This is a genomic window from Pseudideonella sakaiensis, assembly GCF_048320135.1.
Taxonomy (GTDB): domain Bacteria; phylum Pseudomonadota; class Gammaproteobacteria; order Burkholderiales; family Burkholderiaceae_C; genus Ideonella_A; species Ideonella_A sakaiensis_A.
The window spans coordinates 4,700,669-4,723,834 of the sequence record NZ_CP182947.1 but is presented as its reverse complement, the minus strand read 5'-3'; the positions used below and the strand labels follow the sequence as shown (position 1 = coordinate 4,723,834).

The following is a 23,166-nucleotide window of genomic DNA, read 5'->3' as shown; positions in this document are numbered from 1 at the left end:
GATGCGGCCCCGCTCTCCCCCCGTTCCGGGGGTACTCAGGCGGTCAGTGCGGCGATTCCGGCGCGGGCGATCTGGGCATCCTCAGTCGACTTGACGCCACTGACGCCGATCGCGCCGAGGCATTCGCCATCGATCGAAATCGGGACACCGCCCTCGAGCAGCCCGTCAAGCCCTGGTGCGCTGAGAAACGAGACCCGCCCCTGGTTGATCATTTCCTCGTAGATCCTGCTCTCACGCCGGCCGAGCGCCGCCGTTCTGGCCTTGGCGGGTGCGATCTGCGCGGAGATCGGCGCCGCGCCGTCGAGGCGCTGCTGCCACAACAGGTGGCCGCCGTCGTCGACGATCGCGAAGCTGACGGCCCAGCCATTGGCCGAGGCCTCGGCTTCGCAGGCAGCCGCCATCCGGCGGGCGTCGTCGTGGGTCAGGAAAGATCTGGTTTTCATGGGTATCGGAGGGGTTGAAAATCGGCTGGAATGCCGCCACTGTAGCGGTATCTCCCGAGGCCGCAGCTGGGCCCCGGGAACTAGAATGCCTGTTTGGTGGTCTCACCAAGTGTTGTTTTCCAGGAGGTATCGATGAACCAGAACCTGCAATCCGCCTACGCCGGCTACGCCGGTGCCGGCCTTTCGGTCGAGGCGCGCAACCGCGTATTGCGCAACACCTATTGGCTGCTCGCGTTGTCGATGGTGCCGACCGTCATCGGCGCCTGGGTCGGCCTCGCGACGGGCATCGCCAGCATGATGTCGCCCGGCATCGGGCTGATCGTTTTCCTCGGCGGCGCCTTTGCCTTCATGTTCGCGATCGAGAAAACGAAGAACTCGGCCGCCGGCGTGCCGGTGCTGCTGGCGTTCACGTTTTTCATGGGCATCATGCTGTCGCGCCTGCTCGGCGTCGTGCTCGGCATGGCCAACGGCGCCAGCCTGATCATGATGGCGTTTGCCGGCACCGGCGCGATCTTCCTCGGCATGGCGACGCTGTCGTCGATCATCAAGCGCGATCTGAGCTCGATGGGCAAATTCCTGTTCATCGGCATGATCATGCTGCTGGTCGCGATGCTGGCCAATTTCTTCATCCAGTCCAGCGCGTTGATGATCACGCTGTCGGTGATCGCGATCGGCATTTTCTCGGCCTTCATCCTGTATGACCTGAAGCGGGTCAAGGACGGCCAGGAAACGAACTACATCACCGCGACGCTCGGCGTCTACCTCAGCATCTACAACGTCTTCCAGTCGCTGCTGGTGCTGTTCGGTATTGGCGGCAACAGCGAATAAGCGCTGGCGCACCAAGATACAACGGGGCCTGCGGGCCCCGTTTTTTATGTCAGCAGTTGGCCGGCGTCTCGTCCGCGGCGCGCTCGAATACCGCGATGCTCTCGACGTGCGCGGTGTGCGGAAACATGTTGACCGCGCCGGCGGCAACGCAGCGGTAACCCGCCTGATGGACCAGCAGCCCGGCGTCCCGGGCCAGCGTCGCCGGGTTGCAGCTGACGTAGACGATGCGGCGCGGAAAGACGAAATCGCGTGAAGCCGCGCTGGCTTCGCCCTGATGCAGGTCGGCCAGCGCCTTGGCCAGCGCAAAGGCGCCTTCGCGCGGCGGATCGACCAGCCATTTGTCATGGCGGCCGAGCGAGACCAGGTCGTCGACGGTCAACTCGAACAGGTTGCGCACCTCGAAGCGGGTCCGTTCGGCAAGGCCGTTCGACGCCGCATTCTGCTGCGCCCGCTCGACCAGCGACGAACTGCCCTCGATCCCGAGCACCCGGCTGGCGCGACGCGCGATCGGCAGCGTGAAATTGCCGAGCCCGCAGAACCAGTCGATCACCCGCTCATCCGGCTGCACGTCGAGCAGCCGCAATGCGCGGCCGACCAGCGTGCGGTTGATCGCATGGTTGACCTGCGTGAAATCGGTCGGCTTGAACGGCATCGTGATGCCGAACTCCGGGAGCGTATAGGCCAGCGGCGGGCCTGCCTCGTCGAGCCGATGGACGGTATCCGGCCCTTTCGGCTGCAGCCACCACTGGATGCCGTGAGCAGCCGCAAATTCGCGCAGGCGCTGCAGATCGGCTGCCGTCAGCGGTTCCAGATGGCGCAACACCAGCGCGGTGACCTCGTCGCCGATCGCGACCTCGATCTGCGGCAGCCGGTCACGGCCGTCCATCGCGGCGATCAGGTCACGCAGCGGCAGCAGCATCGCGCTCAGGTGCTGCGGCAGCACCTCGCAACTGTCCATGTCGGCGACATAACTCGACTTGCGCTCGTGGAAGCCGATCAGCACCTTGCCCTTCTTCACGACATGGCGGACCGACAGCCGGGCGCGGAAGCGATACCCCCAGGCCGGGCCCTCGATCGGCCGCAGCAGTTGCACGGCCTTGACCTTGCCAAGATGCCACAAGGCATCCTCGAGCGCACGCTGCTTGGTCGCGACCTGCGCGCCAACGTGCAGGTGCTGCATCTTGCAGCCGCCACAGACGCCGAAATGCGGGCATTGCGGACGCACCCGCTGCGAACTCTCGCTGCGCGTCTCGAGCAGCGTCGCCTGCTCCCACTGGTTCTTGCGGCGCCGCACCTGGACACGCGCCTGTTCACCCGGCAGCGCCCCTTCGATGAAGACCACCTTGCCTTCGGCGTTATGCGCAACGCCCTGCGCCTCGAGGTCGAGGGACTCGACCTGCAACCATTCCTGTGGATCCGTCATCGCTCGATTATCCCGGCAGCCCGCGGCTGCCGCAGGCTGGCCGGCCATTGCCACGTCAGCGCGACGGCAGCAGCCGGGCCGGATCGATCGGCTTGCCTTGCTTGCGGATCTCGAAATGCAGCTTCACGCGATCCGCATCGGATGAACCCATCTCGGCGATCTTCTGGCCCCGCTTGACGTTCTGGTCCTCCTTGACGAGCAGCACCTGGTTGTGCGCATAGGCCGTCAGGTAGGTGTTGTTGTGTTTCAGGATCACCAGGTTGCCGTAACCACGCAGCCCCGAACCGGCATAGACGACGCGGCCGTCGGCGGCTGCAAATACCGGATCCCCCGCCTTGCCGGCGATCGACAGGCCCTTGTTCTTGCCTTCGTCGAATGCGGCGACCAGTTGTCCTTCGGCCGGCCAGGCCCAGCTGACATTTTCGTCACTGTCGCCCTTCGTTGCCGGCGTAGCGATCGGCAGTGGTGTCGTGGCGACTGGCGCCGATGCCGCCGCCCCAACCGGTGCGGTCGTCGCGGCAGCGGGTGCATCGAGCGGACGCGATTCAACCCTTGGCGGGCTCACCGGCCGAGTACCGGCGACCGTCGGGTCGGTGCCGGGCGGCACCACCCGCAGCACCTGGCCGACCTCGATCACGTTCGGATTCTCGAGGTCGTTCCAGCGGACCAGGTCTTTCCAGTTCTGGCCATTCTCGAGGCCGATGCGGATCAGCGTATCGCCCGGCTTGACCGCGTAATAACCGGGTTTGCCGAGGTTTTCGATGCCTGGCAACGGCTTGACGGCTTCGGCTGCGGCCGGCGCCGGCGTCACCGTCGTGACCGGCGGCGCAGTCTGAACCCGGGCCGGTGTACGCACCTCGACGGGAGCCGGTCGGGTGGCGGCACAGCCGGCGAGCAGCAGCACGGCAGCACCGAACAGGCATGCGCCGGCACGCCTGGCGCCAACAGGCACCGACCAACTGGAGCGACAACGACCTAGGGCAACACGGTTCATGGGCAAGGTTGACACCATCAGCGGACAAGTCCGGATTTTAGTGGGACGAAGTGCACACCTTCATGCACGCTGCGCCGCCAGCCTCGGTCGTCACGGTCGACGACCACCAGCGACTGCCGGCCGGCGGAGTCCTGAACCGGCGCAACCAGGCGTCCGCCGATCGCCAGTTGCTCGAGCCAGGCGTCGGCCAGCGCGTCGCCGCCGGCCGCCGCGATGATGCTGTCATACGGCGCATTCGGCGGATGGCCGAGCATGCCGTCGCCATAGACGAGGCGGATGCGGTCGCGCCAGACGCGCAGCGGCTCGAGGTTGGCCCGCGCCTTGTCGTGCAACGGTCCAACCCGCTCGACCGAGATCACCTGGCGTGCGCAATCGGCGAGCACCGCGGCCTGATAGCCGCAGCCGGTGCCGATCTCGAGCACCTTGCCGAGCCCGTTGCCGGCATGGGCGTTGGCCCCGCCGAACAGCAGACCGATCATCCGGGCAACCACCGACGGTTTCGAGATCGTCTGGCCATGGCCGATCGGCAGGCTTGTGTCTTCGTAGGCCTGCGGCACCAGCGCGCTGTCGACGAACAGATGCCGTGGCACCCGCGACAACGCGTCGCAGACCCGCTCGTCGGTCAGGCCGCCGCGGCGCAGCCGATCGACCATCCGCTGGCGCACACCGGCCGAATCGAGGCCGGTGCCCGATGGCAGATTCGGCCGCGCAGCGACCATGGCCGCATGCTGCAGCAAGGCCTGCGGACGCAGCACCGTGCGCACCGCGGCGGCAACCGGCTTGCGCGCCGGGTCGCCGGCCGCCGAGCGCGACGGCCCGAGCTGATCGAGGCGCAGCGGAAAGCTGCCTCGTCTGGCTGGCGGTTTGTCGGTCATTGTTCCGGCCGTTCGGCACCGGCCTGCCAGTCACGCCAGCGGCCGAGCCCGGCATGTTCGGTCAGGTCGACCTGCAGCGGCGTGATCGAGACGATGCCTTCGGCGGTGGCGTGGAAGTCGGTGCCTTCGCCGGCCTCGCGGGCGTCGCCGGCCGGGCCGATCCAGTACATCGTCTCGCCGCGCGGGCTTTGCTGCCGGATCACCGGCTCGCTGGCATGGCGCCGGCCGAGCCGGGTGATCCGCCACGGCATCGAGTCGGATGCCGGATCGTTCGGAATGTTGACGTTGAGCAGCCAAGGTTGCGCGGCCGTAACTTCGGGCAGCAAGGACTGCAGGATGCGCCGCGCCGTGCGCGCGGCGGCGTCGAGGTCGACCCAGCCCTTCGCTACCTGCGAAAACGCAATCGCCGGAATGCCGAACAGGAATCCTTCCATCGCGGCGGCAACCGTGCCCGAATACAAGGTGTCGTCGCCCATGTTGGCGCCCTGGTTGATGCCGGAGACGACGAGGTCGGGGCGCTGCTCGAGCAGGCCGGTCAGCGCGATGTGGACGCAGTCCGACGGTGTGCCGTTGATGAAACGGATGCCGTTGCCCGCGGTATGGACCGACAACGGCCGATTCAGCGTCAGCGAATTCGACGTGCCGCTCGCATTCTGCTCCGGTGCGACGATATCGAGATCGCCCAGCCCCTGGCATGCCTCGATCAGCGCGGCCAGACCGGGGGCAAGGTAACCGTCGTCATTGGCGATCAGGATGCGCATCGGCGGCGATTGTAGGCAGTCGCGCGATCCCGCTCGTGCGCCTGGCGCGAGCGGGCGGACGAGTCGCCGCCGCGACGCCGGCTGACAGCGGTGCTGCTTATCATCGGTGAGCCGGTCCCCGGTCGCGTTCGCCGTTGCGCCGTCGGTGCAATCACCCGCCCCACCTCGAGGAGATCCCATGCACGCCTGGTTATGCGACAACCCGATCGGCCCGCAAGCCCTTCAATGGAAGGAACTGCCGACGCCCGAACCGAAAACAGGTGAAGTGCGGATCGCCATCCGCGCGGCCAGCCTGAATTTTCCCGATCTGCTGATCGTGCAGAACAAGTACCAGGTCAAGCCGGAACTGCCGTTTGTGCCGGGAGCCGAGTTCGCCGGCGTCGTCGACGCCGTCGGCGATGGCGTCAGCAGCGTCAAGGTCGGCGATGCGGTCGCGAGTTTTGGCGGCCACGGCGGTTTTGCAAGCCATGCCTGCACCCGCACCGAGCGCCTGATGCCGTTGCCCGAGGGCATGGATTTCAACGATGCGTCGGCGCTGATGTGCACCTATGGCACCAGCCACCACGCGCTGGTCGACCGCGCGGCCTTGCGGGCCGGAGAAACCGTGCTGGTGCTCGGCGCGGCCGGCGGCGTCGGCACCGCCGCGATCCAGATCGCAAAGGCGGTCGGCGCGCGCGTGATCGCCGCCGCATCGAGCAAGGAAAAATGCGATTTCTGCCAGCAGCTCGGCGCCGATGCGACGATCGACTACAGCCAGGGCGACCTGCGCGAACAGATCAAGCGGCTGACCGACGGCAAGGGTCCGGACGTCGTCTACGACCCGGTTGGCGGTGACCTGGCCGAACCGGTTTTCCGTTCGATCGGCTGGCGCGGCCGTTATCTGGTCGTCGGTTTTGCCCAGGGCAGCATTCCCGCCCTGCCGCTGAACCTGAGCCTGCTGAAGGGTGCGTCCGTGGTCGGCGTCTTCTGGGGAGAATTCGCGCGCCGCGAACCGAAAGCCAGTGCGGCAGCGCTCGCCGAACTGGCCGGCTGGTATGCCGCCGGCAAGATCAAGCCGGTGATCGACCGGGTGCTGCCGATGTCCGAACTGCCTGCTGCATTTGCCCGGATGGGCAGCCGCGAGGTGCGTGGAAAACTGGTGCTGAGCAACGCCTGAAGCCGCATCGGGCGGTGCATTGCGGCCACCGTCGCGCGGCTCTGCCTGCTACGATGCGTGATCCGAACGCGGAGTCGATGCAGATGCCTGTGAAGGTTTTGATCGTCGAGGACAACCCGGTGGCCCGCAGCTTTCTGGCCCGGGTCGTCCGCGAAAGTTTCAGCGACGAACTGAAGATCAGCGAGGCAGCCGACCTGCGAGAGGCGCGGCAGGCCATCGGCTGGACCGCTCACGGCGGCAGCGCGGTTCCCGACGACCCGTACAAGCTGATCCTGCTCGACCTCGAACTGCCCGATGGCAACGGCATGGAACTGCTGACCGAATTGATCGGTTATCCGGCGACGCGGATCGTGACGACGCTTTACTCCGACGACGAGCACCTGTTTCCGACGCTGCAATGCGGCGCCGACGGTTATCTGCTGAAGGAGGATCGTTTCGAGGTGCTGGTCGAGGAACTGCAGAAGATCGTGCGTGGCCAGCCCCCGCTGTCGCCGGCGATCGCACGCCGGCTGCTGAGCCATTTCCGCAGTGACGCCAGTCCCGACGATGTGGCCAGCGGCGGTTCGGCATTCGTCAGCAGCCGCGCCCCGTCCGCTGGCCGCAGCGCACCGCTCGACCACGAGCGCCTGACGCCGCGCGAAAGCGAGGTGCTGACCTACCTCAGCAAGGGCTTCACGATCAAGGAAATCGCGAACCTGATGGGAATCAAGTGGTTCACCGTCAACGATCACATCAAGTCGATCTACAAGAAACTCAACGTCTCCAGCCGTGCCGAGGCCGCCGTCCTGGCGAGCAAGCAGGGGCTGGTCTGAGCGCTTGAGCAACGCGGCCAGCGATGTCCAGTCGATCGTCTGACAGCGGCTTGCCGCGGGTCGGCGTCGATGCGGCGACAGGCCGATCAACCGGCCGCTTTGCCGGGTGGGTTGGCCGAGGAGCGGCGTCGTCCGGCACCCTGTGGCTGGGCTGGCGGCTGCGTTTGCTGGCGCTGGCCGCGCTGGCGGCCTGCATCGCGATCCTGCTGCTGGCCGGTTGGGTGGCCGAGCAGCCGCGCATCGATGCGCGCTGGCGGGCCGATGCGGCAACCCAGCTGGAGCTGGTATCGAGCTCGGACCCGGCATTGCAGCGCGTGATGCGGCGCCGCCTGAGCTCGATCGAAACGCCGACCGACACGCTGCAGTTCGACAGTGCCGATGCGCTGCAGGCGGCGCCACGCTGGACCACCGACGACCAGTCCCGTGCGCAACTCGAACAGATCCACGACCGCCTGCGCCGCGCCTTTTCGCACGACAAGCTGGTGCTGCACTTCGACAACGGCGAAGCCGTCACCGTCGCAGCCGGCCCGTCGCGGATCAGCGACCTGTCGATCGTCTTCTGGCTTGCCTGCAGCGTCGTGCTGATGCTGCTGCTGGTCGCCGTCGCGGTGGTGCTCGCCAATCCGCAGCCGCATACGCTGTTGTACGGCTTGATCGCGTTGTGCCAGGCCGGCAACATGGCGTTTCTTGCGGTCGAAACAGCGCTGCAATGGGGCTTTCCGCCGATATTGACCCGACTCGACGCCGACTGGCGCACGATCTTCGACCTCGCGACCGGCGCTGCCGTCGTCCACGCCACCGCCATCCACCCGCTGCGCTTGCCGCAGGCCCGCTGGATCAGCAGCGCAGCCTGGGCCGCCATGCTGCTGCTGTCGGTGCTGCTGCTCGCCAATCTGCTGCCACAGGCCTGGTGGTGGAGCCAGATCGTGGTGGCGGCGATGGGCGCGGTCGCCCTGCTGCTGCTCACCTGGTCTCACCGCATCGAAGCCCATCCGTATGCGATCCTGCTGCGCACCGTCGGTGCGATGGCGCTGTCGGCCTGGCTGATGCTCAGCGCGCTGGCGGCGCTGGCCGAGAGCCTGCCGAATCTGCGCGTCCATTTCCACGCGATCGGACCGATGCTGTGGACGATGGTCTTCAGTTCGTTGCTGCTGCTGCTGCCGTTCCTGTCGCATTCGCGTGCCGCACTGCGCGAATTTGCGCTGGTTGCCGGCGTCAGCACGTTTGCCGCGATGTTCGACCTGATCCTGGTCGGTGTCTTCGCATTCGGCCCGATCGGCTCGGTCACGCTGACCTTCTTCGTTGCGATCGCCGCCTATGCCAGCGCACGCCACTGGCTGCTCGACCGCCTGCTCGGCCAGCGTCGCTTGTCGACCGAGCGGATGTTCGAGCAGCTGTACCGGATCGCCCGCGAAGTCGAGGCGCGTCCGGAGCGGGCGCCGGCACTGCTGATGCAGCTGCTGAAGGACTTGTTCGAGCCGCTGGAAGTCAGCACCGATGCCGCCGCTGCGCCGCAGGCCAGGGTCGAGGCCGGCGGCTCGATGATGGTGGTGCCGGTCAGCCTCGATGCGGGCGCTCAGCAGCCTGCCGTCACCGTGAAGCTGCGATTTGCGCAGCGCGGGCGGCGGCTGTTCATTGCCGAAGATGCACGCCTGGCCGACCGCATCGTCGAGCAGCTGCGCCGCGCCGTCGAATTTGACCGCGCTGTCGAGCATGGCCGGGTCGAGGAGCGCCAGCGGCTCGCGCAGGATCTGCACGACGACATCGGCGCACGCCTGCTGACGATGATGTACCAGTCGACCAATCCGGAGATGGAAGACTACGTGCGGCATACGCTGCAGGACCTGAAAACGCTGACCCGGGGCTTGTCGACACCCGATCAGCAGTTTTCGCATGCGGCTGCCGAATGGAAGGCAGACCTGCACCAGCGCCTCGATGCCGCCGGCGTCGATCTGCGCTGGCAGTGCGAGATCGACAAGGATTTTGCGCTCAGCGTCGTCCAGTGGTCGGCATTGACGCGCATCCTGCGCGAACTCGTCAGCAACGCAATTGCCCACGCGCGGGCCAGTCAGGTCGACGTCGGCTTGCGGCTGGCGGCCGGCCGGCTGGTGCTCGAAGTCAGCGACAACGGAAGCGGCAGCAAGCCGGGCGAATGGGCCCATGGCCTCGGACTCGGCGGCGTGCGCAAGCGGGCCAAACAGCTCGGCGGGCGCATCCGCTGGGAGCAACGCATTCCGCGCGGCATCCGCTGCGTCGTCGAGATCGACGAGTTTGCCCGCTAGCGAGGGGCAGCCTGCCGGCGACGGCGGACTGCTACCAGTTCGGCGATGAAAAGCGATAGGTCAAGCCGACGCCGAGGTAGTCCGCTCGAAACTTCTTGTCCTTGGCGCCCAGACTGCCGAAGGTCTGCCCGGCGAGCGCATGCAGCGCCAGCCGATCGTTGACGCCGTAATGGAAGCCGATGCCGGTTTTCAACACTCCGCCATGCGGATTGGCCCCGATCAGCAACTGACCGAACAGCTGGAACGCATCGTTCTTGCTGTGCCGGGTCTGTACGCCGAGGCCGGCCAGCACTTCGCCATAGCCAGGGAAATTGAGATAGGGGTTGTAGGCGACACCGACCTGCACCGGTATGTACAGGTGGTCATTGACCACGCCGTCGATCTGCAAGGTCAGCAGCTTGATATCCGGCTGGGCATCGCCTCTGAATTCGACGTTGAATTCCGTTTGCTGGAACAGGTTGAAGCGGTAGGCGCGCAGCACACCGCCGCCAACCGCCGGCGAACCGCGCCCGCGGTAATCGATGTGGTAGTTCAGACCGACGCCGAGCGTGTAGTTCTTCGACGACCCTTTCGGTGCCCACAGGTATCCGCCCCAGGCCGACAAGCCGAAGTTGTCGTTGATCATGTACTCGGCAGCAAGTTTCGGGTAGACCAGCAGCCCTGGGCCGGTGTCGATGATTTCCGGCGCATATCCGCCGGAACCGATGCCGAGCTGAGCGTACAGATTGACTCTCGGCGACACCGGATACCGGTAGCCGAGGCCACCAAAAACCTGGTTGTACAGCGGGCGCCCGCGGTAGCCGCCACCGGCATTGAAGAACCAGTAGCCGTGCCGGTTGATGAAATGCGAATACTGCAGATCGATGTTGTTGATATCGCCCTTGTTCGTGCCTTGCGGATCGATCTGGAACATGTTGTCGAGACCAAGCGACAACATCGTTTCGCCTCCACCATCGCGATTGCCGAGCACGCCCCGGCGATCCGACGCCTCGAGGCGTTCACCACCGCGGTGATACGGGCCGATCGTGTATGAAAACGGCAGCTGGACAAACAGGCTGAGCTGGGAGTGGCTGATCGCCGAATCGGTAAAGCGAACCCGCGACAGATTCGCGCCGACCGAAAAATCCTTGAACTGGTGGCCGACACCGGCATACGCCTTGATGAATCCGCCGGTGCCGGACAGCACGGCGCTTTGCGCAACGCTTCTGCCGCCACCGCCGCCGCCGAGCGAGACCCCGGCATTGGCGAAAAAATCGCCGAATATCCGCCGCTGGACGTGGGCGGTCGCGTCGAACACCATGAAGCCGCCATATTCGCCGTGGAACAACGGCGCATGTCCGCCGACACCGAGATAAAACCAGTCGTTGACCTTGTTGAACAGGTGAAAACCCATCAGGTCGATCGACGGACCGCCGCGGACCGGAATCACCTGGTAGTCGAGCATCACCAGACCCGGCGCCTCGGTGAGCGTCGAATCCGGCGCCGTCGCCTCGCTCCTGCCGCTTGCCGCGTGCCCGGAATCACCGGTGGCGGCCAGAACAGGATCGGCAGCCAGCACGATCCCGGCGGCAATGAACAAATTGGCGAAGCGTCTGGACAGCAACACGTCACGTTCCTTTTCAGCTGGCCCGCGCCGGGTCATGGCGCGGCAAATTCCGGGGCGAACTCCCGCCTGCCGTCATTCGACCGGCGCAGCGGCCTCCAGGGCTTGCTCGAGGTCGTCGATCAGATCGTCGACCCGCTCTATACCCACCGACAGGCGCAACAGGTCGGCCGGGACCGGGCTGCCGGCCCCTTCGACGCTCGCCCGGTGCTCGATCAGGCTTTCGACGCCGCCGAGTGATGTCGCGCGTTTCCACAAGCCGACTTTCGCTGCGGTCGCGATCGCTGCGGCCTCGCCGCCGGCCACACGCAACGACAACATGCCGCCGAAGCCACCGCGCATCTGCCGCGCGGCAACCGCGTGCCCGGCGGCTTCGGCGAGGCCCGGATAAAGCACTTCGGCAACCCGCCGGTGGCCGTTGAAATGTTCGGCGATGCGTTGGGCCGCGGCCGACGCCGCATGCACCCGCAGGTAAAGCGTGCGCATGCCGCGCAGCAGCAGCCACGATTCGAACGATCCGAGAGTGCCGCCGAGCTGGGCGCGGATGCGGCGCAGCCGCTGCCAGTGCTCGTCGTCGTTGCGCGTCACCAGCGCGCCGGCGATCAGATCGGAGTGTCCGTTCAGGTATTTGGTCGCGGCGTGCATCACGAGGTCGGCGCCGAGCCGCAGCGGCTGGCTGAGCACCGGCGTCGCGACCGTCGAATCGACCGCCAGCAGCGCGCCGGCAGCATGGGCGATGTCGGCGGTCGCCTCGATGTCGGTCACCGTCCACAGCGGATTGGCCGGCGTCTCGACCCAGACCAGGCGGGTCTTGCCGGGACGGATCGCCTGCTGCACCGCCGCCGGGTCGGTCATCTCGATCAGTTCGACCTGCAGCCCCCAGTCGCTTGCAAAGCCGGTCAGCCAGTTGCGCAGCGACCAATACATCACCTTCGGCGCAAGCACGTGGTCGCCGGGCGACAGCGACTGGAAAACCGCCGTCGCCGCGGCCATCCCGGATGCAAACAGCATCGCGTCGGCACCGTGCTCGAGTTCGGCCAGCACCGCCTCGGCCTGATCAAAGGCCGGGTTGTCGGCACGCGCATAGACACGGCCCGAGCTGTACTGGTTGTCGGGGTCGCGCAGATAGGTCGAAGAGACGTGGACCGGCGGCGTGATCGCGCGGGTGGCGTCGTCGACCCAGCCGAGCGCCTGGGCGGCAACGCTTTCGGGATGCAATCGTTTGTTGGTCATGGAAGGCGGGAGCGATCTTCAATCGGACCAGCCGATCATGCCCGATCCGAGCGCAGCACGGCGATGCAAACGCGCACCAGCGATGCCAGCACCGGCGTGCGGTCAGCGCGGCCGCGGCTTGCCGGTGCGGCGCGGCGCGGGCTTCGCCGGCCGCGCACACAAGCCGCGCAACTGCTGCTCGAGCATCGGTGCCAGCACCTGCCGCAACATCGCCTCGCGGCCACCCGGCGGCGCAAAACGCGCCAATTGCCCGGCCAGCGCCAACTGGGCAAAACCGTGCACCACCGACCAGATCGACAACAAGGCCTGCCATTGCGCCGGCGTCAGATCCTCATCCGCTGCGACGCCGAACAACTCGCGTACACCGTTCTCGAGCGCAGCGAATGCGGCGGCTGCGCTGCGTGACAACGCTTCGTCCGCTGGTTTGCCGGAACGGAACATCAGGCTGAACCGACCGGGAAACTTCATCGCAAAGTCGACATAACCGACGCCCTGCTCCCGCAGCCGAGCCACCGCGTCATCGCCGCCGCGTGCATTGCCGGCTTCGAGCGCCTCGGTCAGGCCGTCGAAGGCAAGCGTCGCCACCGCCGTCAGCAGACCCTGTGCATCGCCGAAATGGTGTGCCGGAGCGGCCGGCGAGACGCCGGAGCGTCGGGCGACTTCGCGCAGCGAAAAGCCCTCCAGGCCACGTTCGGCGAGCAGCGACTCGGTCGCCGCAATCAGCGCATCACGCAGTGCGCCGTGGTGATAGGCCTCGCGTGCCGGTGGATCTGCAGGTGGTTCAACTGGGTGCATCGAGTGAAAGCCGGATAGATCTTGACACCGTTCAGACTATACGCTAACGTAATCTGAACAGTGTTTACTTCGGAGCAGCAAATGACTCTTCTTTCATTGCTGGCGCCAGAACAGATCTTCGGCGCCGCCGGCACGCTGGCCGCCATCGCTTGGCTGGCTTTGATCGCGTCGCCATTCAAAGCCCCCTGGTCGGCGCGCGTGCGCTGGCTGGCCGGCAGGCTGGTGCCGCTGTTGCTGGCGCTGGTCTATGTCGCGCTGTTTGCGGTCCACGGCTTCGGTGACGGCGGCTACGACTCGCTGGCCGCGGTGCAGCGCCTGCTGGCCAGACCGGAGCTGCTGACCGCGGCCTGGCTGCACTTCCTTGCCTTCGACTTGTTCGTCGGCAGCTGGATCGCCGAGCGCGGCGGGCAGATCGGCCTTCCGCACTGGCTGATCGTGCCGCTGCTGGTAACGACATTCTGGTTCGGCCCGGCCGGGCTGCTCGCGTATGCCGTGGTCCGCCCATTGTGGCGGCCGCGCCGTGCTGCGATCGCCGGCGCGGCCTGAGCGTCGAAGCACACAAGCATCGAGGAATCCTGCATGTCCAGCTCAGACATCACCACCGCATCGACGGCGTCGCCGCTCGCCCGGCATACCCGGGCCCTTGCGCTCGAACTGCTGCAGCGGGAACGCCGGCTGGCGCTGTTTGGCGCTGCGCTGATGGCACTGCTGCTGCCACTGGTGCTGATGCTGCTGTTCGACGACCGCAGCCTGCGCGGCGCCAACGTCTGGCTCAAGCCGATCAAGTTCGCGTTGTCGATCGCGCTGTTCACCTGGACCACCGCGTGGCTGATCGGCCATCTGCCGGCGTCACGGCGCAGCAGCCGAGCTGTCGACATGATCGTCTGGATGCTGATCGGCGCGGGCAGCTTCGAATGGACTTACATCACGCTGCAGGCGGCGCTCGGCCAGGCATCGCACTACAACGTCGCCGATGCCTGGCACGCAACGATGTATTCGCTGATAGGTGTCGGCGCGGTGGCGATGACCTCGACGCAGGTCTTGCTGGCATGGCAGCTGTTCCGCCATTCCGACCCGCGCCGGCCGGCCGCCTTTCGCGCCGCGGTCTTGATCGGCCTGCTGCTGACCTTCGTTCTCGGCACCGCGGTCGGCGGACTGCTGTCGGGCATTCAACCGCCAACCGCTGCAGCGCCCTTGCCCCTCTTCGGCTGGTCGCTGGCCGGTGGCGATCTGCGGCCCGCCCACTTCGTCGCGATCCATGCGCAGCAGCTGATGCCGCTGGCGGGATATGCGGCGATCACCGTGTGGCCACGTCGGGCCCGATCCATCGTCGCGGCCAGCACGATCGCGCTCTGCTGCACCATGTTGGTGCTGGTCGCGTCGGGGCTGGCCGGGCAGAGCTGAGGCCCGTCTTGCAATTGAAACCCAGCCAGCTGCCGATGCAAGCATGTCGTCATCTGTCCGCGGCATCATCGGCGCCGCGTACGCACGGTAAGCGTCGCATCGCAAAAGTGAGGCCGCATCATGACGACGCATCTTCGGTTGGCTGCTGGCGCATCCATTGTCGGCATGTTGCTGCTCAGCGGCTGCATGCCTGCGCTGATGGGCACTTACTACCGGCCGTCATATGCCGACCCGTCGGCAAGGACAAGCCAGGCCCATTGCGGCGGGCAGGTCGGACCGACGACCGGCCTGCAGGCGAGTCTCGCACCCGGTGTTGCGCTGGCAGTCGACGCACGCAATGCCACACGCAGTCCGCCGACGCTCGGCGTCAAGTTCGACATCGACCCCGGCGTGACCGTTCGTTTCCTCGATGACGGCGTGCGGGTCGGAACCGGCGGCTTGGCCGCGAGGCAGACACCAACGCTGCGGCTGTTCCAACAGCTCAGCATTGCGGCCGGCCAGGCCGTTGATCCGGCGGTCTTTGCACTGGCCGACGGCGCCGAAGCAGCGGCCTCGACACTGCACGTCAACACCGGCTGGCAGCGTGGCCGGCTCGACCGCCTCCCGGACCGCTTGCTGCTGCGCTGGCCGGAGTTGCGCTGGGCCGATGGACGGATCACCCGCTTTCCCGAAATCGAACTCGAAGCCGTGCAGCGCGGCGGCGGGACCGTCTATCGGAGCGCGCAGGAAAAGCAGCGAATGACAACCGCGCACGCCCGGTGCGTGCAGCAGACGCCGCAACTGGCGTGCGCGAACATCCTCGACAGCTACGACAGCGGCTTCACCGTCGAAGCCGACGGCGCCATCCTGAGCGGGCGTCTGCTGGCAGCAGACCCGGCCAAACCGGAGCTGATCGCCTACATCGAGATCAAGGTGCCGGCCACGCAGCGGTGGCGCTGGTCGTCGTCGGATGTTGCGCTGATCAACTCGGGGACCGGTGCCGCCACATTGCAGGCGCTGGACATCATGCATGTCAGCCTCAGCCGACGCGCGTTGCCGCTGTCGACCAGCATCTCGGCACCCGCAGCCTCCAGCGCACGCACTTCGGCCGCGCTGTCGGCACAGCTGAATCCGGCGGGTGCAGAGCGATACGACGTCCAGTTGCCACCGCTCGAAGTCGACGGGCGCCGCATCGACCCGCCACCGGTCGGGCTCGAACGCCGCAGCCTCGACGGCGGCATGGTCCCGTTCAACTGCTGACGACCGCTGCAGCGGCTGCGCTCGGCCGCTTCGAAACGATCGCGTAAACTCACGATCGTGCGGGTGTAGTTCAATGGTAGAACGGCAGCTTCCCAAGCTTCATACGAGGGTTCGATTCCCTTCACCCGCTCCAGTTTCTGAACTCCTTCGTTGATCACGGCACCGCCGTCGGCGGCCGGCGTTCGCGATTGTTGGTCACCCCTCCCGATTCGACGCACGCTGCCACATCGGCTGAGCGTTGACTTGCGCGCCTGCCTGGCCCGCACAACGCTGGCGCCAGTGAACGCTCAGTGCGGCGGCGTGCCCGCTGCGCGTTGCAGTTCGGCTTCGAGCCACGGCAGCAGTTCGTCGAAGGCCAGCGCGACGGCTTTTGACATCGCCGCGGCGGCGGCTGGCGCATCTTCGCGCGTGGTGGCTGCAGCGGTTTCGAAATGCCGGCGCGCAACGCGGATGCGGCCGCGCCGGTCGAACAATTCGACGGTCATCGCCAGCCGCCCCGTGCCGGGCGTCATGCTGGCGTCATGGTGCAGAGTCTGCACCGCCACGGTCAGCAGCCAGTCAGCGCGCAGCGGGTCACCGAGCAGCCCGACGGCGCCGGCAATGCCGCGCGCCTCGAGGCGGCGCTGCAGCAGCCGCGGGACCTGGCGCACCGGCCGTTCGGTCCACGATGCAAACTGGTAGAACGCAAACTCATTGTCGCGGCGCGCATAGGCGATCGACGTCGTGTCGGTCAAGGCATCGGCCGGCAGTGGCTGGATCAGCAGCGCCGCAATCAGCGGCTCGGCGCGCCGGGTCGGCTGGGCGGCCGCGGCATCGGTCAGTCGCAGCTGCGTGTGCGGAGAACCTTCGTTGCCGACGCTGACCGACATGCACGATGCGAGCAGCAACGATGCGGCAACAGCGACGCAGCAGCGGCGAAGGGCTGTCGTCAAGGCATCTTCTCCCCGGGGCCGAGCTGAGACTTGTCGGGCCCGAGCAACGCGGCGCGGGGCTCGCGCAAGCGGTCGAGCACGCGCGTCGCGGTGTCGATGCTCAATCGCAGCTCGGACAGCGTCGCACCGAGTTGATCGTCGACATTGGCCGCCGAGTCCTCGAGCCGCTTCGCCGATGCGACGGCCTGCTTCTGCAAGCTGTCTGTCGCAGTGGCAATCTTGCCGAAGGCAAGCCGGGCTTCCGTGAGCATGCGTTCGGTCTCGTCGAGGGTCGTGTCGAGGCGCTGCACGCTGCGATCGGCAACGCCGGCGATCCGTTCTCCCGACTCGCCGAGCTTGTCTGCTGCGCTGCCAAATTGCCTGGCGGCGACGCTGAAGCTCGCGGCAGCGCCACCGATCTGCGTCGCCGAGCTGCCGACCAGTCTGGTCGTCTGTTCGAGCGTGTCGAGGCGACTGTTCAGGCCCGCCGTCAGTTCGCGCACGCTGTTGACGGTGGCCATCAACGCTGCGCGATTGTCGTTGCTGAGCAGTTCATTGATGTTGGCGAGTGCCTTCGTCGCCATCTCGCCAACCTCGTTGACGCGCCCGGCAATCTCCTGCAGATCGGAGCGGCCCTCGCCGATCAGAGGATATTGTTCGCCGGGCGGGATCTTGACCAGCAGTTCGCCGGGCGGGTCGCCGTTGACCAGCGTGATCTGCGCGATGCCGGTGACAAAATTGCGCGTCACCAGTGCGACGGTATTTGCATAGGCCGGCGCGCGCCGGTCGACCCGGATCGTGACCCGCACCCGGTCCAGCGTTTCGCCGGCAAGCGCGTAGTCCTCGACTCGGCCGACCTTGATGCCGCGCAGCGTCACTGCGGCGCCGATCTCCAGGCCATCGAGTGCCTGTTGCTGGAAATGGATTGCATAGCGGTTGAATTCGCCATCGCCGCCGATATTCTTCAGCCACACGACCGCGGCCACCATCGCTGCCAGCAGCGCCAGCACGGCAGCGCCAACCCAGGTGTAGCGCGCTTCAGCTTCCATTTTCGGAATCCCCGTGGGCCATTCTACGGACCGAAAAATAGTCGCGAACCCATTGGTCGTCGACGGCCATCACCTCGTCGACCGAGCCGTCGGCCAGCACCTTGCCGCGCGACAACACGATCAGCCGATCGACGACGCCGAGCAGGGTGTCGAGGTCGTGGGTCACCAGAAAGACCGTGATGCCCAGGTCGTCGACCAGCGATCGCACCAGTTGATCGAAGCCGCGCGCGGTGATCGGGTCGAGGCCGGAGGTCGGCTCGTCGAGGAAGAGGATTTCCGGCTCCAGTGCAATCGCCCGGGCGATTGCCGCGCGCTTGCGCATGCCGCCGGACAGTTCGCTCGGGCTCTTGCTGCCGGCCTCGAGCGGCAGGCCGGCCTGCAGCAGGCGCAGCGCCACCAGCGCATCGATCGTCGGCTGGCTCAGCCGGGTGTTCTCGCGCAACGGCACGGCGACGTTCTGCGCCACCGTCAACGACGAGAACAAGGCGCCATCCTGGAACATCATGCCGAAGCGCCGGCGCACCGCTGCCAGTTCGTCCGACGAGGCGTTCCACATGTCGGTGCCGAGCAGGCGCAAACGCCCGCCGGTCGGCCGGTGCAGGCCGATGATCTCGCGCAGCAGCACCGACTTGCCGGTACCGCTGCCGCCGATCAGCGCGACCAGTTCGCCGCGGCCGACCGAAAAGCTGACACCGTCGTGCACGGTGTGGGCGCCGAACCGCGTGACGACTGCATCGGCCTCGATCACCGATGCGCTGCGGTCGTCCACCGGCTGCGGCGCCATGCTGGCGTTCGCGGTCGGTGGCTGGCTCATAAACCCAGCGCCTGCAACAGCACCGCGAATGCCGCGTCGAGCAGGATCACCGCGACGATGCTCTGCACCACCGTCGACGTGGTCGCCGCACCGAGCGCGCGTGTGTCGCGGCCGACCGTCATGCCCATGCGCACGCCGATCACCGCAATCGCCAGCGCAAACACCGGTGCCTTGACCAGCCCGACGAATACATGGCGGATGTCGAGCGCCTCGCGCAGCCGGGTCAGGAAGGCGGCTGGCGTGATGTCGAGCATCGGGCCGGCAATCGCCATCGCGCCGACCAGGCTCATCACGTCGCCGACGAAAACCAGCAACGGCAATGCGAGCATCAGCGCCAACACGCGCGGAATGACGAGCACCTGCATCGGCGACAGCCCGAGTGTCCGGATCGCATCGGTCTCCTCGGTCAGCCGCATCGAACCGAGCTGGGCGGTGAACGCTGCGCCGGAGCGGCCGGCCACGATCACCGCGACGATGATCGGCGCGAATTCACGCGTCGCGCCGATGGCCACGCCATCGACGACAAAGATGTTGGCGCCGTATTTCTCCGCCTGCAGGCCCAGCAGATAGGCGAACACGACGCCGATCAGCATCGTCACCAGCGCCACCACCGGAATCGCGTTCAGTCCGGTCTGCTCGATCTGCACCGTCAGTTCACGCCTGCGCAGCCGATGCGGTTGCAGCAGCATCTCGAAAAAACCCAGCACGGTGGCGCCAAGAAAATTGACGTGCCCGCCAAGCAACTCGAGCAGGGCGACGGTTTGCCTGCCGACCTGCGCCAGCACGCCAGATCGAGGCGCTGGCTGCAAGGCCCTCGCACCATCCAGCCGCAACCGCACCTGGTCGACGATTCGAGCGTGTGCCGGTGCAAGCCCGACCCACGCAATCGAGCCGGGATCGTTCGCGCGATTCGCCAGTGCGCGCAGCAGCACCAGTGCCGCGGCAGAGTCGACTTCGCGCAGCCCACTGGCATCAACCGTTGATCCTGCCGGCAAGACCAGCTCGGCCAACGCGGTTTCGATCTCGGGCAGGTCACGCAGGCGCCAGGCGCCAGCCAGGCGCATCGTCGCGCGGCCATCTGCCGGATCGATCGTGAACCAACGCGTGTCTGGCATGTCGTGGCCGCCTGGCATCAGAAGGGGCCGGACGAGCTTAGCTCATGCCATCGTGATGGCCGGTCCGCCGCATCGCGCGATTGGCGCACTCCGGAACTGGTCTCGACGGCACAGTCGTCAATCGCCCGCATCGCGCCGGCGGGCCAGTTCGCGCGGCTGAAAAAACGGCCTGCGCCGCGGTCGGCGACCGTCGGCCTGCTGGCAGGCGCGGCGGTAGCCCTGCAGCGTGCGTTGCGCGCGTCCGAGCACGGTGTCCGGTGCGTAGCCGCCAGGCCCCAGCGTGCCGAACGGTGTCTTGCTGAGCAGTTCCATGCCTTCGCCGGCAAAGTCCGCGGAATAGACAAAAAAGCGCCCATGCCTGACCGCCTCGACCACCGTCGGCGACAGCATCAGGTTGCGCCGATTGCGGCGCGGAATCAGCACCCCCTGGTTGCCATCGAGTCCGAGCAGTTCGCAACTGCGGAAATAGCCCTCGATCTTTTCGTTGATGCCGCCGACCGGCAGCATCTCGCCACGTTGGTTGACAGCACCGGTGACGGCGATGCCCTGGCTCAGCGCCAGCCCCGACAGGCTCGACAGCAGTGCGTAGAACTCGGCGCAGGAGGCCGAGTCGCCCTCGATGCCGTGGTACTGCTGCTCGAAGACGACGGCGGCGCTGAGCGCCAGCGGCGCAATGTGCCCGAACAACGCCGACAGGTGGCTGTGCAGAATCAGCACGCCCTTGTCGTGGATCGGGCCTGACAGCGCGACCTCTCGCTCGATATTGAGCACGCCCTGCTCACCCGCATGGGTGCTGGCGGTCACCTTGACCGGAAATCCGAACCGATGGTCGCCAAGATCGAGCACGGTCATCCCGTTGACCTGGCCGACCTGCTCGCCGCTGACGTCGAGCAGGCGGTCGCCGTCGACGATTGCCTCCTGCATGTGTTGTTCGGGGTAGCCGTGCCGATGGTCGCGTGCCTGCAGTGCGCCGAGTACATCGGCCCGCGCGACCGTCGCCGCGCCACGCGCGCGTGCCTGGGCCGCGCTTTCCATCACCAGCGCCTCGCTCTGCGCGAAATTGGCGCTTTGCCGCGTCTGGTCCTGCGCCTCGCGGTGGGTCTGCTCGATCAGCACCGCCACCGCGTCGGCAGCGAAATGCGGCAGCCCAAGCCGCTGGCAGGTCTGCGCGACGAAAACGGCGGTGGCCTGCCGGGTGTCTGCGGTCGCGCAGAAGCGCTCGGCAAAGTCGACCTTGCAGCGAAAGCGCCGCGCAAACTCGGGGTCACCCTCCTGCACCTGGTAGTACTCCTCGACCGAGGCGATCAGGACGATCTTGACGTCGACATCGACCGGCTCGGGCTGCAGCGACACGCCGGCGATCGGCGCGACGACCATTCCCGGCTCCTCGATCTGCAGCCTGCCGCTGCGCAGAAAGCGGTGCAGCTTCTCCCAGACATGGGGGTCGCCGACGAGGTCGCGCAGGTGCAGCAGCAAAAAGCCGCCGTGCGCCTTGTGCAGGCTGCCGGCCCGGATGCGCGAGAAATCGGTGACCAGCGCATCGTGCTCGGTCGAATATTCGACGCTGCCGAACAGCGAGCGGAACAGCGGGCTGTCATCGACGATCACCGGTGCACCGGCCGCATCGTGGTTGTCGACCAGCAGGTTCACGCGCAGGCGCGACAGCAGTTCCACCAGCGCCTCGACCCGCAGCTCCTCCTGCGTGTCGCCGGGCCGGAACAGCTCCAGGTTCGCCAGCACGTCGTCGCGCACCGCGTCGAGAAACCGGCCGAGCTTCACCGAGTCCTTGATCTGCTTGCGCAACGCGCTGCGGATGTGGTGGATCTGCTGATCGACCATCGGCTTGATCAGCCGGCGCCGCAGCGCGAGCAGTCGCTCATTCAGCGCCATCTGCCGGGCCTGCGCCTGTTCGAGGAAAGCGGCGATCTCGCTGCGCAGCGCATCTTCGGCAACGTCGAGTTCAGCGCGTTTCTCGCTCGACAGCGTCAGTGCCTTGCCGGCAGTCAGCGGTTCGCCATCGTCGCCGCGCAGCGTGAAGACGAGGTTGCCCTCGCTGCGCATCAATGCGAAGTTGCGTTCATCGGCAAATGCGCTCAGCGCCGCATAGGCCTTTTCCTCGTCGGCCTTGCCGGCACTCTCGATGCGATCGCTTTCGGCCTTGATGTCGGGGGCGACCAGCCGCCTGGGCATCTCGGTCTCCAGCAGCCTGCTGAAGTCGGCCATCAGCTGGCGCAGCAGCCGCCCCTCACCGGTCGGCAGGCGCAGCGCCAGCGGTCGCTCCGGGACTTCGTGGTTGTGCAGGTAACACAGGTCCGGCGGGACCGGGCGCACCGCGGCCTCACGGTGCATGATCTGTGTCATCAGCGAACTGCGGCCGCTGCCTTCTTCACCGAGCACGAACAGGTTGTAGTCGCGCTGCGCCATCTGCAACCCGAACCGCGCCGCCTGCTCGGCGCGATCCTGTCCGATCCAAGGCAGCGGTGCGTCGAGCAGTTCGGAAGTGTCGGCCAGTCCGAGCGTCAGCGGATCGAGGCTGAAGCGCAATTCGGCCGACGACAATGTGACCAGGGGCATCGCACAGGACCTGGAAGTCTCGGTGCCTGCATTGTGCGTCGCCCCGCCCGGACAGGCGTGGCAAGCATGGCGCCTGCGTCCAGCCGTCATCGGGATGCATACTTGGTGTTCTATCCAACACTGCCTCGCATTGGCGGCGGATGCCGGTGTGACCGAGGTGGCCGTGGCGCACGAGCTGCAGTTGGGCGATGGCGGACTGCATGACCGACAGGAGGACTGCAACGATGACGAACATGGCCAGGCTTGCGCTGCTGCTGTCGGTCAGCGTGCTCGCGGCCTGCACGACCTTGGCGGGGCCGCGGTCGATCGTTGTCAGCGATGCCGAGCTGAGTCGCCGGCTGGCCGAAAAATTTCCGATCGACCGGCGCTGGCTCGAGGTTTTCGATGTGCGGATGTCGAACCCGCAGGTGCGCACCAGTTCCGAGACCGGCTTGTTGAGCATCGATGTCGACCTCGGATTCGGCGGCCGGCTGATCGACCGGCGCTACGCCGCGCGGCTGCGCCTGCAGGCACGGCCGCGCTTCGACGAGCAGGACCACAGCCTGCGGCTCTCGAATGTCGACGTCGACGCGTTGCAGATCGCCGGCGATGGCGAGTCGCTGCTCGGCCGCGCCGGCCGGCTGCCCGCGCTGCTGCTCGCGCAGTCACTGGAGGATGCGACCGTCTATCGGCTCAATGCCGAGCAGATTGCTCGGCTGCAGCAGCACGGCATGGCCTTGCGCAGCATCGGCATCGGCAGCCAGGGCGGACTGCAGCTGAATTTCGAGCCGTTGCGCTGATTCAGCGGCCGCCGCCCGGGTCGCGGTCGGCATCGCGTCGCCCGTGACGAACCGCCGTTCGTCGCAATAACCGTCG

General features: G+C 66.8%; 21 protein-coding genes and 1 tRNA gene. 9 read left to right on the top strand and 13 right to left on the bottom strand.

Annotated features, from left to right (window positions below):
- Positions 1 to 35: 35 nt before the first annotated feature.
- Positions 36 to 443, bottom strand: coding sequence for a GlcG/HbpS family heme-binding protein (locus tag ACNH6H_RS21685; protein ID WP_418320361.1), 408 nt, complete (start codon positions 441 to 443; stop codon positions 36 to 38).
- A gap of 132 nt (positions 444 to 575) precedes the next feature.
- Here ACNH6H_RS21685 and ACNH6H_RS21680 point away from each other — a divergent pair, with 132 nt between their 5' ends.
- Positions 576 to 1,271 carry a Bax inhibitor-1/YccA family protein gene (locus tag ACNH6H_RS21680; RefSeq protein WP_418320360.1) on the top strand — a complete coding sequence of 232 codons (696 nt, stop codon included), beginning with the start codon at positions 576 to 578 and terminating at the stop codon, positions 1,269 to 1,271.
- A gap of 49 nt (positions 1,272 to 1,320) precedes the next feature.
- Here ACNH6H_RS21680 and rlmD read toward each other — a convergent pair whose 3' ends face one another.
- Genes rlmD through surE form a run of 4 tightly spaced genes read right to left on the bottom strand, consistent with a single transcriptional unit; the run spans position 1,321 to position 5,324 of the window.
- Positions 1,321 to 2,694 carry a 23S rRNA (uracil(1939)-C(5))-methyltransferase RlmD gene (gene rlmD, locus ACNH6H_RS21675; protein ID WP_418320359.1) on the bottom strand — a complete coding sequence of 458 codons (1,374 nt, stop codon included), beginning with the start codon at positions 2,692 to 2,694 and terminating at the stop codon, positions 1,321 to 1,323.
- Between the two features lie 55 nt (positions 2,695 to 2,749).
- Positions 2,750 to 3,688 (bottom strand): peptidoglycan DD-metalloendopeptidase family protein, encoded by a 939-nt coding sequence (locus ACNH6H_RS21670; protein WP_418320358.1) that lies wholly within the window; start codon positions 3,686 to 3,688, stop codon positions 2,750 to 2,752.
- A 17-nt stretch (positions 3,689 to 3,705) separates the two neighbouring features.
- The gene (locus ACNH6H_RS21665) at positions 3,706 to 4,563 is read right to left on the bottom strand and encodes a protein-L-isoaspartate(D-aspartate) O-methyltransferase (RefSeq protein WP_418320357.1); all 858 of its coding nucleotides are present in this window, start codon (positions 4,561 to 4,563) and stop codon (positions 3,706 to 3,708) included.
- On the bottom strand, positions 4,560 to 5,324 hold the full coding sequence (surE, locus tag ACNH6H_RS21660) for a 5'/3'-nucleotidase SurE (RefSeq protein WP_418320356.1): 765 nt from the start codon (positions 5,322 to 5,324) through the stop codon (positions 4,560 to 4,562). The genes ACNH6H_RS21665 and surE overlap by 4 nt, the downstream gene beginning before the upstream one ends.
- A 178-nt stretch (positions 5,325 to 5,502) precedes the next feature.
- Between surE and ACNH6H_RS21655 the strand changes: the two genes are divergently transcribed.
- The 3 genes from ACNH6H_RS21655 (at position 5,503) to ACNH6H_RS21645 (ending at position 9,574) form a co-directional block, all read left to right on the top strand.
- Complete coding sequence (locus ACNH6H_RS21655) at positions 5,503 to 6,480, top strand: NADPH:quinone oxidoreductase family protein (protein WP_418320355.1); 978 nt, start codon at positions 5,503 to 5,505, stop codon at positions 6,478 to 6,480.
- A gap of 83 nt (positions 6,481 to 6,563) precedes the next feature.
- Positions 6,564 to 7,292 (top strand): LuxR C-terminal-related transcriptional regulator, encoded by a 729-nt coding sequence (locus tag ACNH6H_RS21650; protein ID WP_418320354.1) that lies wholly within the window; start codon positions 6,564 to 6,566, stop codon positions 7,290 to 7,292.
- 23 nt (positions 7,293 to 7,315) lie between these two features.
- Positions 7,316 to 9,574, top strand: a complete 2,259-nt coding sequence (locus ACNH6H_RS21645; protein ID WP_418320353.1) for an ATP-binding protein — start codon at positions 7,316 to 7,318, stop codon at positions 9,572 to 9,574.
- 31 nt (positions 9,575 to 9,605) lie between these two features.
- Here ACNH6H_RS21645 and ACNH6H_RS21640 read toward each other — a convergent pair whose 3' ends face one another.
- The 3 genes from ACNH6H_RS21640 to ACNH6H_RS21630 form a co-directional block, all read right to left on the bottom strand.
- Positions 9,606 to 11,180 (bottom strand): hypothetical protein, encoded by a 1,575-nt coding sequence (locus ACNH6H_RS21640; protein ID WP_418320352.1) that lies wholly within the window; start codon positions 11,178 to 11,180, stop codon positions 9,606 to 9,608.
- Between the two features lie 72 nt (positions 11,181 to 11,252).
- Positions 11,253 to 12,410: a trans-sulfuration enzyme family protein gene (locus tag ACNH6H_RS21635; RefSeq protein ID WP_418320351.1), complete on the bottom strand. Its 1,158-nt coding sequence runs from the start codon at positions 12,408 to 12,410 to the stop codon at positions 11,253 to 11,255.
- A 102-nt stretch (positions 12,411 to 12,512) separates the two neighbouring features.
- Positions 12,513 to 13,205, bottom strand: a complete 693-nt coding sequence (locus ACNH6H_RS21630; protein ID WP_418320350.1) for a TetR/AcrR family transcriptional regulator — start codon at positions 13,203 to 13,205, stop codon at positions 12,513 to 12,515.
- 81 nt (positions 13,206 to 13,286) lie between these two features.
- Between ACNH6H_RS21630 and ACNH6H_RS21625 the strand changes: the two genes are divergently transcribed.
- From ACNH6H_RS21625 to ACNH6H_RS21610, 4 genes are all read left to right on the top strand, one after another.
- Positions 13,287 to 13,751 (top strand): abscisic acid-deficient protein Aba4 family protein, encoded by a 465-nt coding sequence (locus ACNH6H_RS21625; protein WP_418320349.1) that lies wholly within the window; start codon positions 13,287 to 13,289, stop codon positions 13,749 to 13,751.
- A gap of 33 nt (positions 13,752 to 13,784) precedes the next feature.
- Positions 13,785 to 14,609 (top strand): hypothetical protein, encoded by an 825-nt coding sequence (locus ACNH6H_RS21620; RefSeq protein WP_418320348.1) that lies wholly within the window; start codon positions 13,785 to 13,787, stop codon positions 14,607 to 14,609.
- Positions 14,610 to 14,729: 120 nt separating this feature from the next.
- A complete protein-coding gene (locus ACNH6H_RS21615; protein ID WP_418320347.1) occupies positions 14,730 to 15,848 on the top strand; it encodes a hypothetical protein in 1,119 nt (372 codons plus the stop codon).
- 59 nt (positions 15,849 to 15,907) lie between these two features.
- Positions 15,908 to 15,981: transfer RNA gene (locus tag ACNH6H_RS21610), tRNA-Gly, on the top strand.
- 154 nt (positions 15,982 to 16,135) lie between these two features.
- On the opposite strand, the gene ACNH6H_RS21605 is transcribed toward ACNH6H_RS21610, so the two are convergent.
- The 5 genes from ACNH6H_RS21605 to ACNH6H_RS21585 form a co-directional block, all read right to left on the bottom strand.
- Entirely contained in the window at positions 16,136 to 16,780 is a 645-nt protein-coding gene (locus ACNH6H_RS21605; protein WP_418320346.1) for an ABC-type transport auxiliary lipoprotein family protein, read from the bottom strand.
- Entirely contained in the window at positions 16,777 to 17,808 is a 1,032-nt protein-coding gene (locus ACNH6H_RS21600) for an MlaD family protein (RefSeq protein WP_418320345.1), read from the bottom strand. The genes ACNH6H_RS21605 and ACNH6H_RS21600 overlap by 4 nt, the downstream gene beginning before the upstream one ends.
- Complete coding sequence (locus ACNH6H_RS21595; RefSeq protein WP_418320344.1) at positions 17,798 to 18,622, bottom strand: ABC transporter ATP-binding protein; 825 nt, start codon at positions 18,620 to 18,622, stop codon at positions 17,798 to 17,800. The genes ACNH6H_RS21600 and ACNH6H_RS21595 overlap by 11 nt, the downstream gene beginning before the upstream one ends.
- The gene (locus ACNH6H_RS21590; protein WP_418320343.1) at positions 18,619 to 19,737 is read right to left on the bottom strand and encodes an MlaE family ABC transporter permease; all 1,119 of its coding nucleotides are present in this window, start codon (positions 19,735 to 19,737) and stop codon (positions 18,619 to 18,621) included. The genes ACNH6H_RS21595 and ACNH6H_RS21590 overlap by 4 nt, the downstream gene beginning before the upstream one ends.
- Before the next feature lie 117 nt (positions 19,738 to 19,854).
- Positions 19,855 to 22,311, bottom strand: coding sequence for a Lon protease family protein (locus tag ACNH6H_RS21585; protein ID WP_418320342.1), 2,457 nt, complete (start codon positions 22,309 to 22,311; stop codon positions 19,855 to 19,857).
- Between the two features lie 224 nt (positions 22,312 to 22,535).
- Here ACNH6H_RS21585 and ACNH6H_RS21580 point away from each other — a divergent pair, with 224 nt between their 5' ends.
- Positions 22,536 to 23,090, top strand: a complete 555-nt coding sequence (locus tag ACNH6H_RS21580) for a DUF1439 domain-containing protein (protein ID WP_418320341.1) — start codon at positions 22,536 to 22,538, stop codon at positions 23,088 to 23,090.
- The last annotated feature ends 76 nt before the right edge of the window (positions 23,091 to 23,166 follow it).

What these genes read in the sequence shown, in the direction of transcription:
- ACNH6H_RS21580 (WP_418320341.1), top strand. Translation starts at nt 22,536, where the DNA reads ATGACGAACATGGCCAGGCTTGCGCTGCTGCTGTCGGTCAGCGTGCTC.
- ACNH6H_RS21665 (WP_418320357.1), bottom strand. Translation starts at nt 4,563, where the DNA reads ATGACCGACAAACCGCCAGCCAGACGAGGCAGCTTTCCGCTGCGCCTC.
- surE (WP_418320356.1), bottom strand. Translation starts at nt 5,324, where the DNA reads ATGCGCATCCTGATCGCCAATGACGACGGTTACCTTGCCCCCGGTCTG.
- ACNH6H_RS21615 (WP_418320347.1), top strand. Translation starts at nt 14,730, where the DNA reads ATGACGACGCATCTTCGGTTGGCTGCTGGCGCATCCATTGTCGGCATG.
- ACNH6H_RS21645 (WP_418320353.1), top strand. Translation starts at nt 7,316, where the DNA reads ATGTCCAGTCGATCGTCTGACAGCGGCTTGCCGCGGGTCGGCGTCGAT.
- ACNH6H_RS21625 (WP_418320349.1), top strand. Translation starts at nt 13,287, where the DNA reads ATGACTCTTCTTTCATTGCTGGCGCCAGAACAGATCTTCGGCGCCGCC.
- ACNH6H_RS21655 (WP_418320355.1), top strand. Translation starts at nt 5,503, where the DNA reads ATGCACGCCTGGTTATGCGACAACCCGATCGGCCCGCAAGCCCTTCAA.
- ACNH6H_RS21650 (WP_418320354.1), top strand. Translation starts at nt 6,564, where the DNA reads ATGCCTGTGAAGGTTTTGATCGTCGAGGACAACCCGGTGGCCCGCAGC.
- ACNH6H_RS21630 (WP_418320350.1), bottom strand. Translation starts at nt 13,205, where the DNA reads ATGCACCCAGTTGAACCACCTGCAGATCCACCGGCACGCGAGGCCTAT.
- ACNH6H_RS21585 (WP_418320342.1), bottom strand. Translation starts at nt 22,311, where the DNA reads ATGCCCCTGGTCACATTGTCGTCGGCCGAATTGCGCTTCAGCCTCGAT.
- ACNH6H_RS21620 (WP_418320348.1), top strand. Translation starts at nt 13,785, where the DNA reads ATGTCCAGCTCAGACATCACCACCGCATCGACGGCGTCGCCGCTCGCC.
- ACNH6H_RS21590 (WP_418320343.1), bottom strand. Translation starts at nt 19,737, where the DNA reads ATGCCAGACACGCGTTGGTTCACGATCGATCCGGCAGATGGCCGCGCG.
- ACNH6H_RS21635 (WP_418320351.1), bottom strand. Translation starts at nt 12,410, where the DNA reads ATGACCAACAAACGATTGCATCCCGAAAGCGTTGCCGCCCAGGCGCTC.
- ACNH6H_RS21670 (WP_418320358.1), bottom strand. Translation starts at nt 3,688, where the DNA reads ATGAACCGTGTTGCCCTAGGTCGTTGTCGCTCCAGTTGGTCGGTGCCT.
- ACNH6H_RS21680 (WP_418320360.1), top strand. Translation starts at nt 576, where the DNA reads ATGAACCAGAACCTGCAATCCGCCTACGCCGGCTACGCCGGTGCCGGC.
- ACNH6H_RS21595 (WP_418320344.1), bottom strand. Translation starts at nt 18,622, where the DNA reads ATGAGCCAGCCACCGACCGCGAACGCCAGCATGGCGCCGCAGCCGGTG.
- rlmD (WP_418320359.1), bottom strand. Translation starts at nt 2,694, where the DNA reads ATGACGGATCCACAGGAATGGTTGCAGGTCGAGTCCCTCGACCTCGAG.
- ACNH6H_RS21685 (WP_418320361.1), bottom strand. Translation starts at nt 443, where the DNA reads ATGAAAACCAGATCTTTCCTGACCCACGACGACGCCCGCCGGATGGCG.
- ACNH6H_RS21600 (WP_418320345.1), bottom strand. Translation starts at nt 17,808, where the DNA reads ATGGAAGCTGAAGCGCGCTACACCTGGGTTGGCGCTGCCGTGCTGGCG.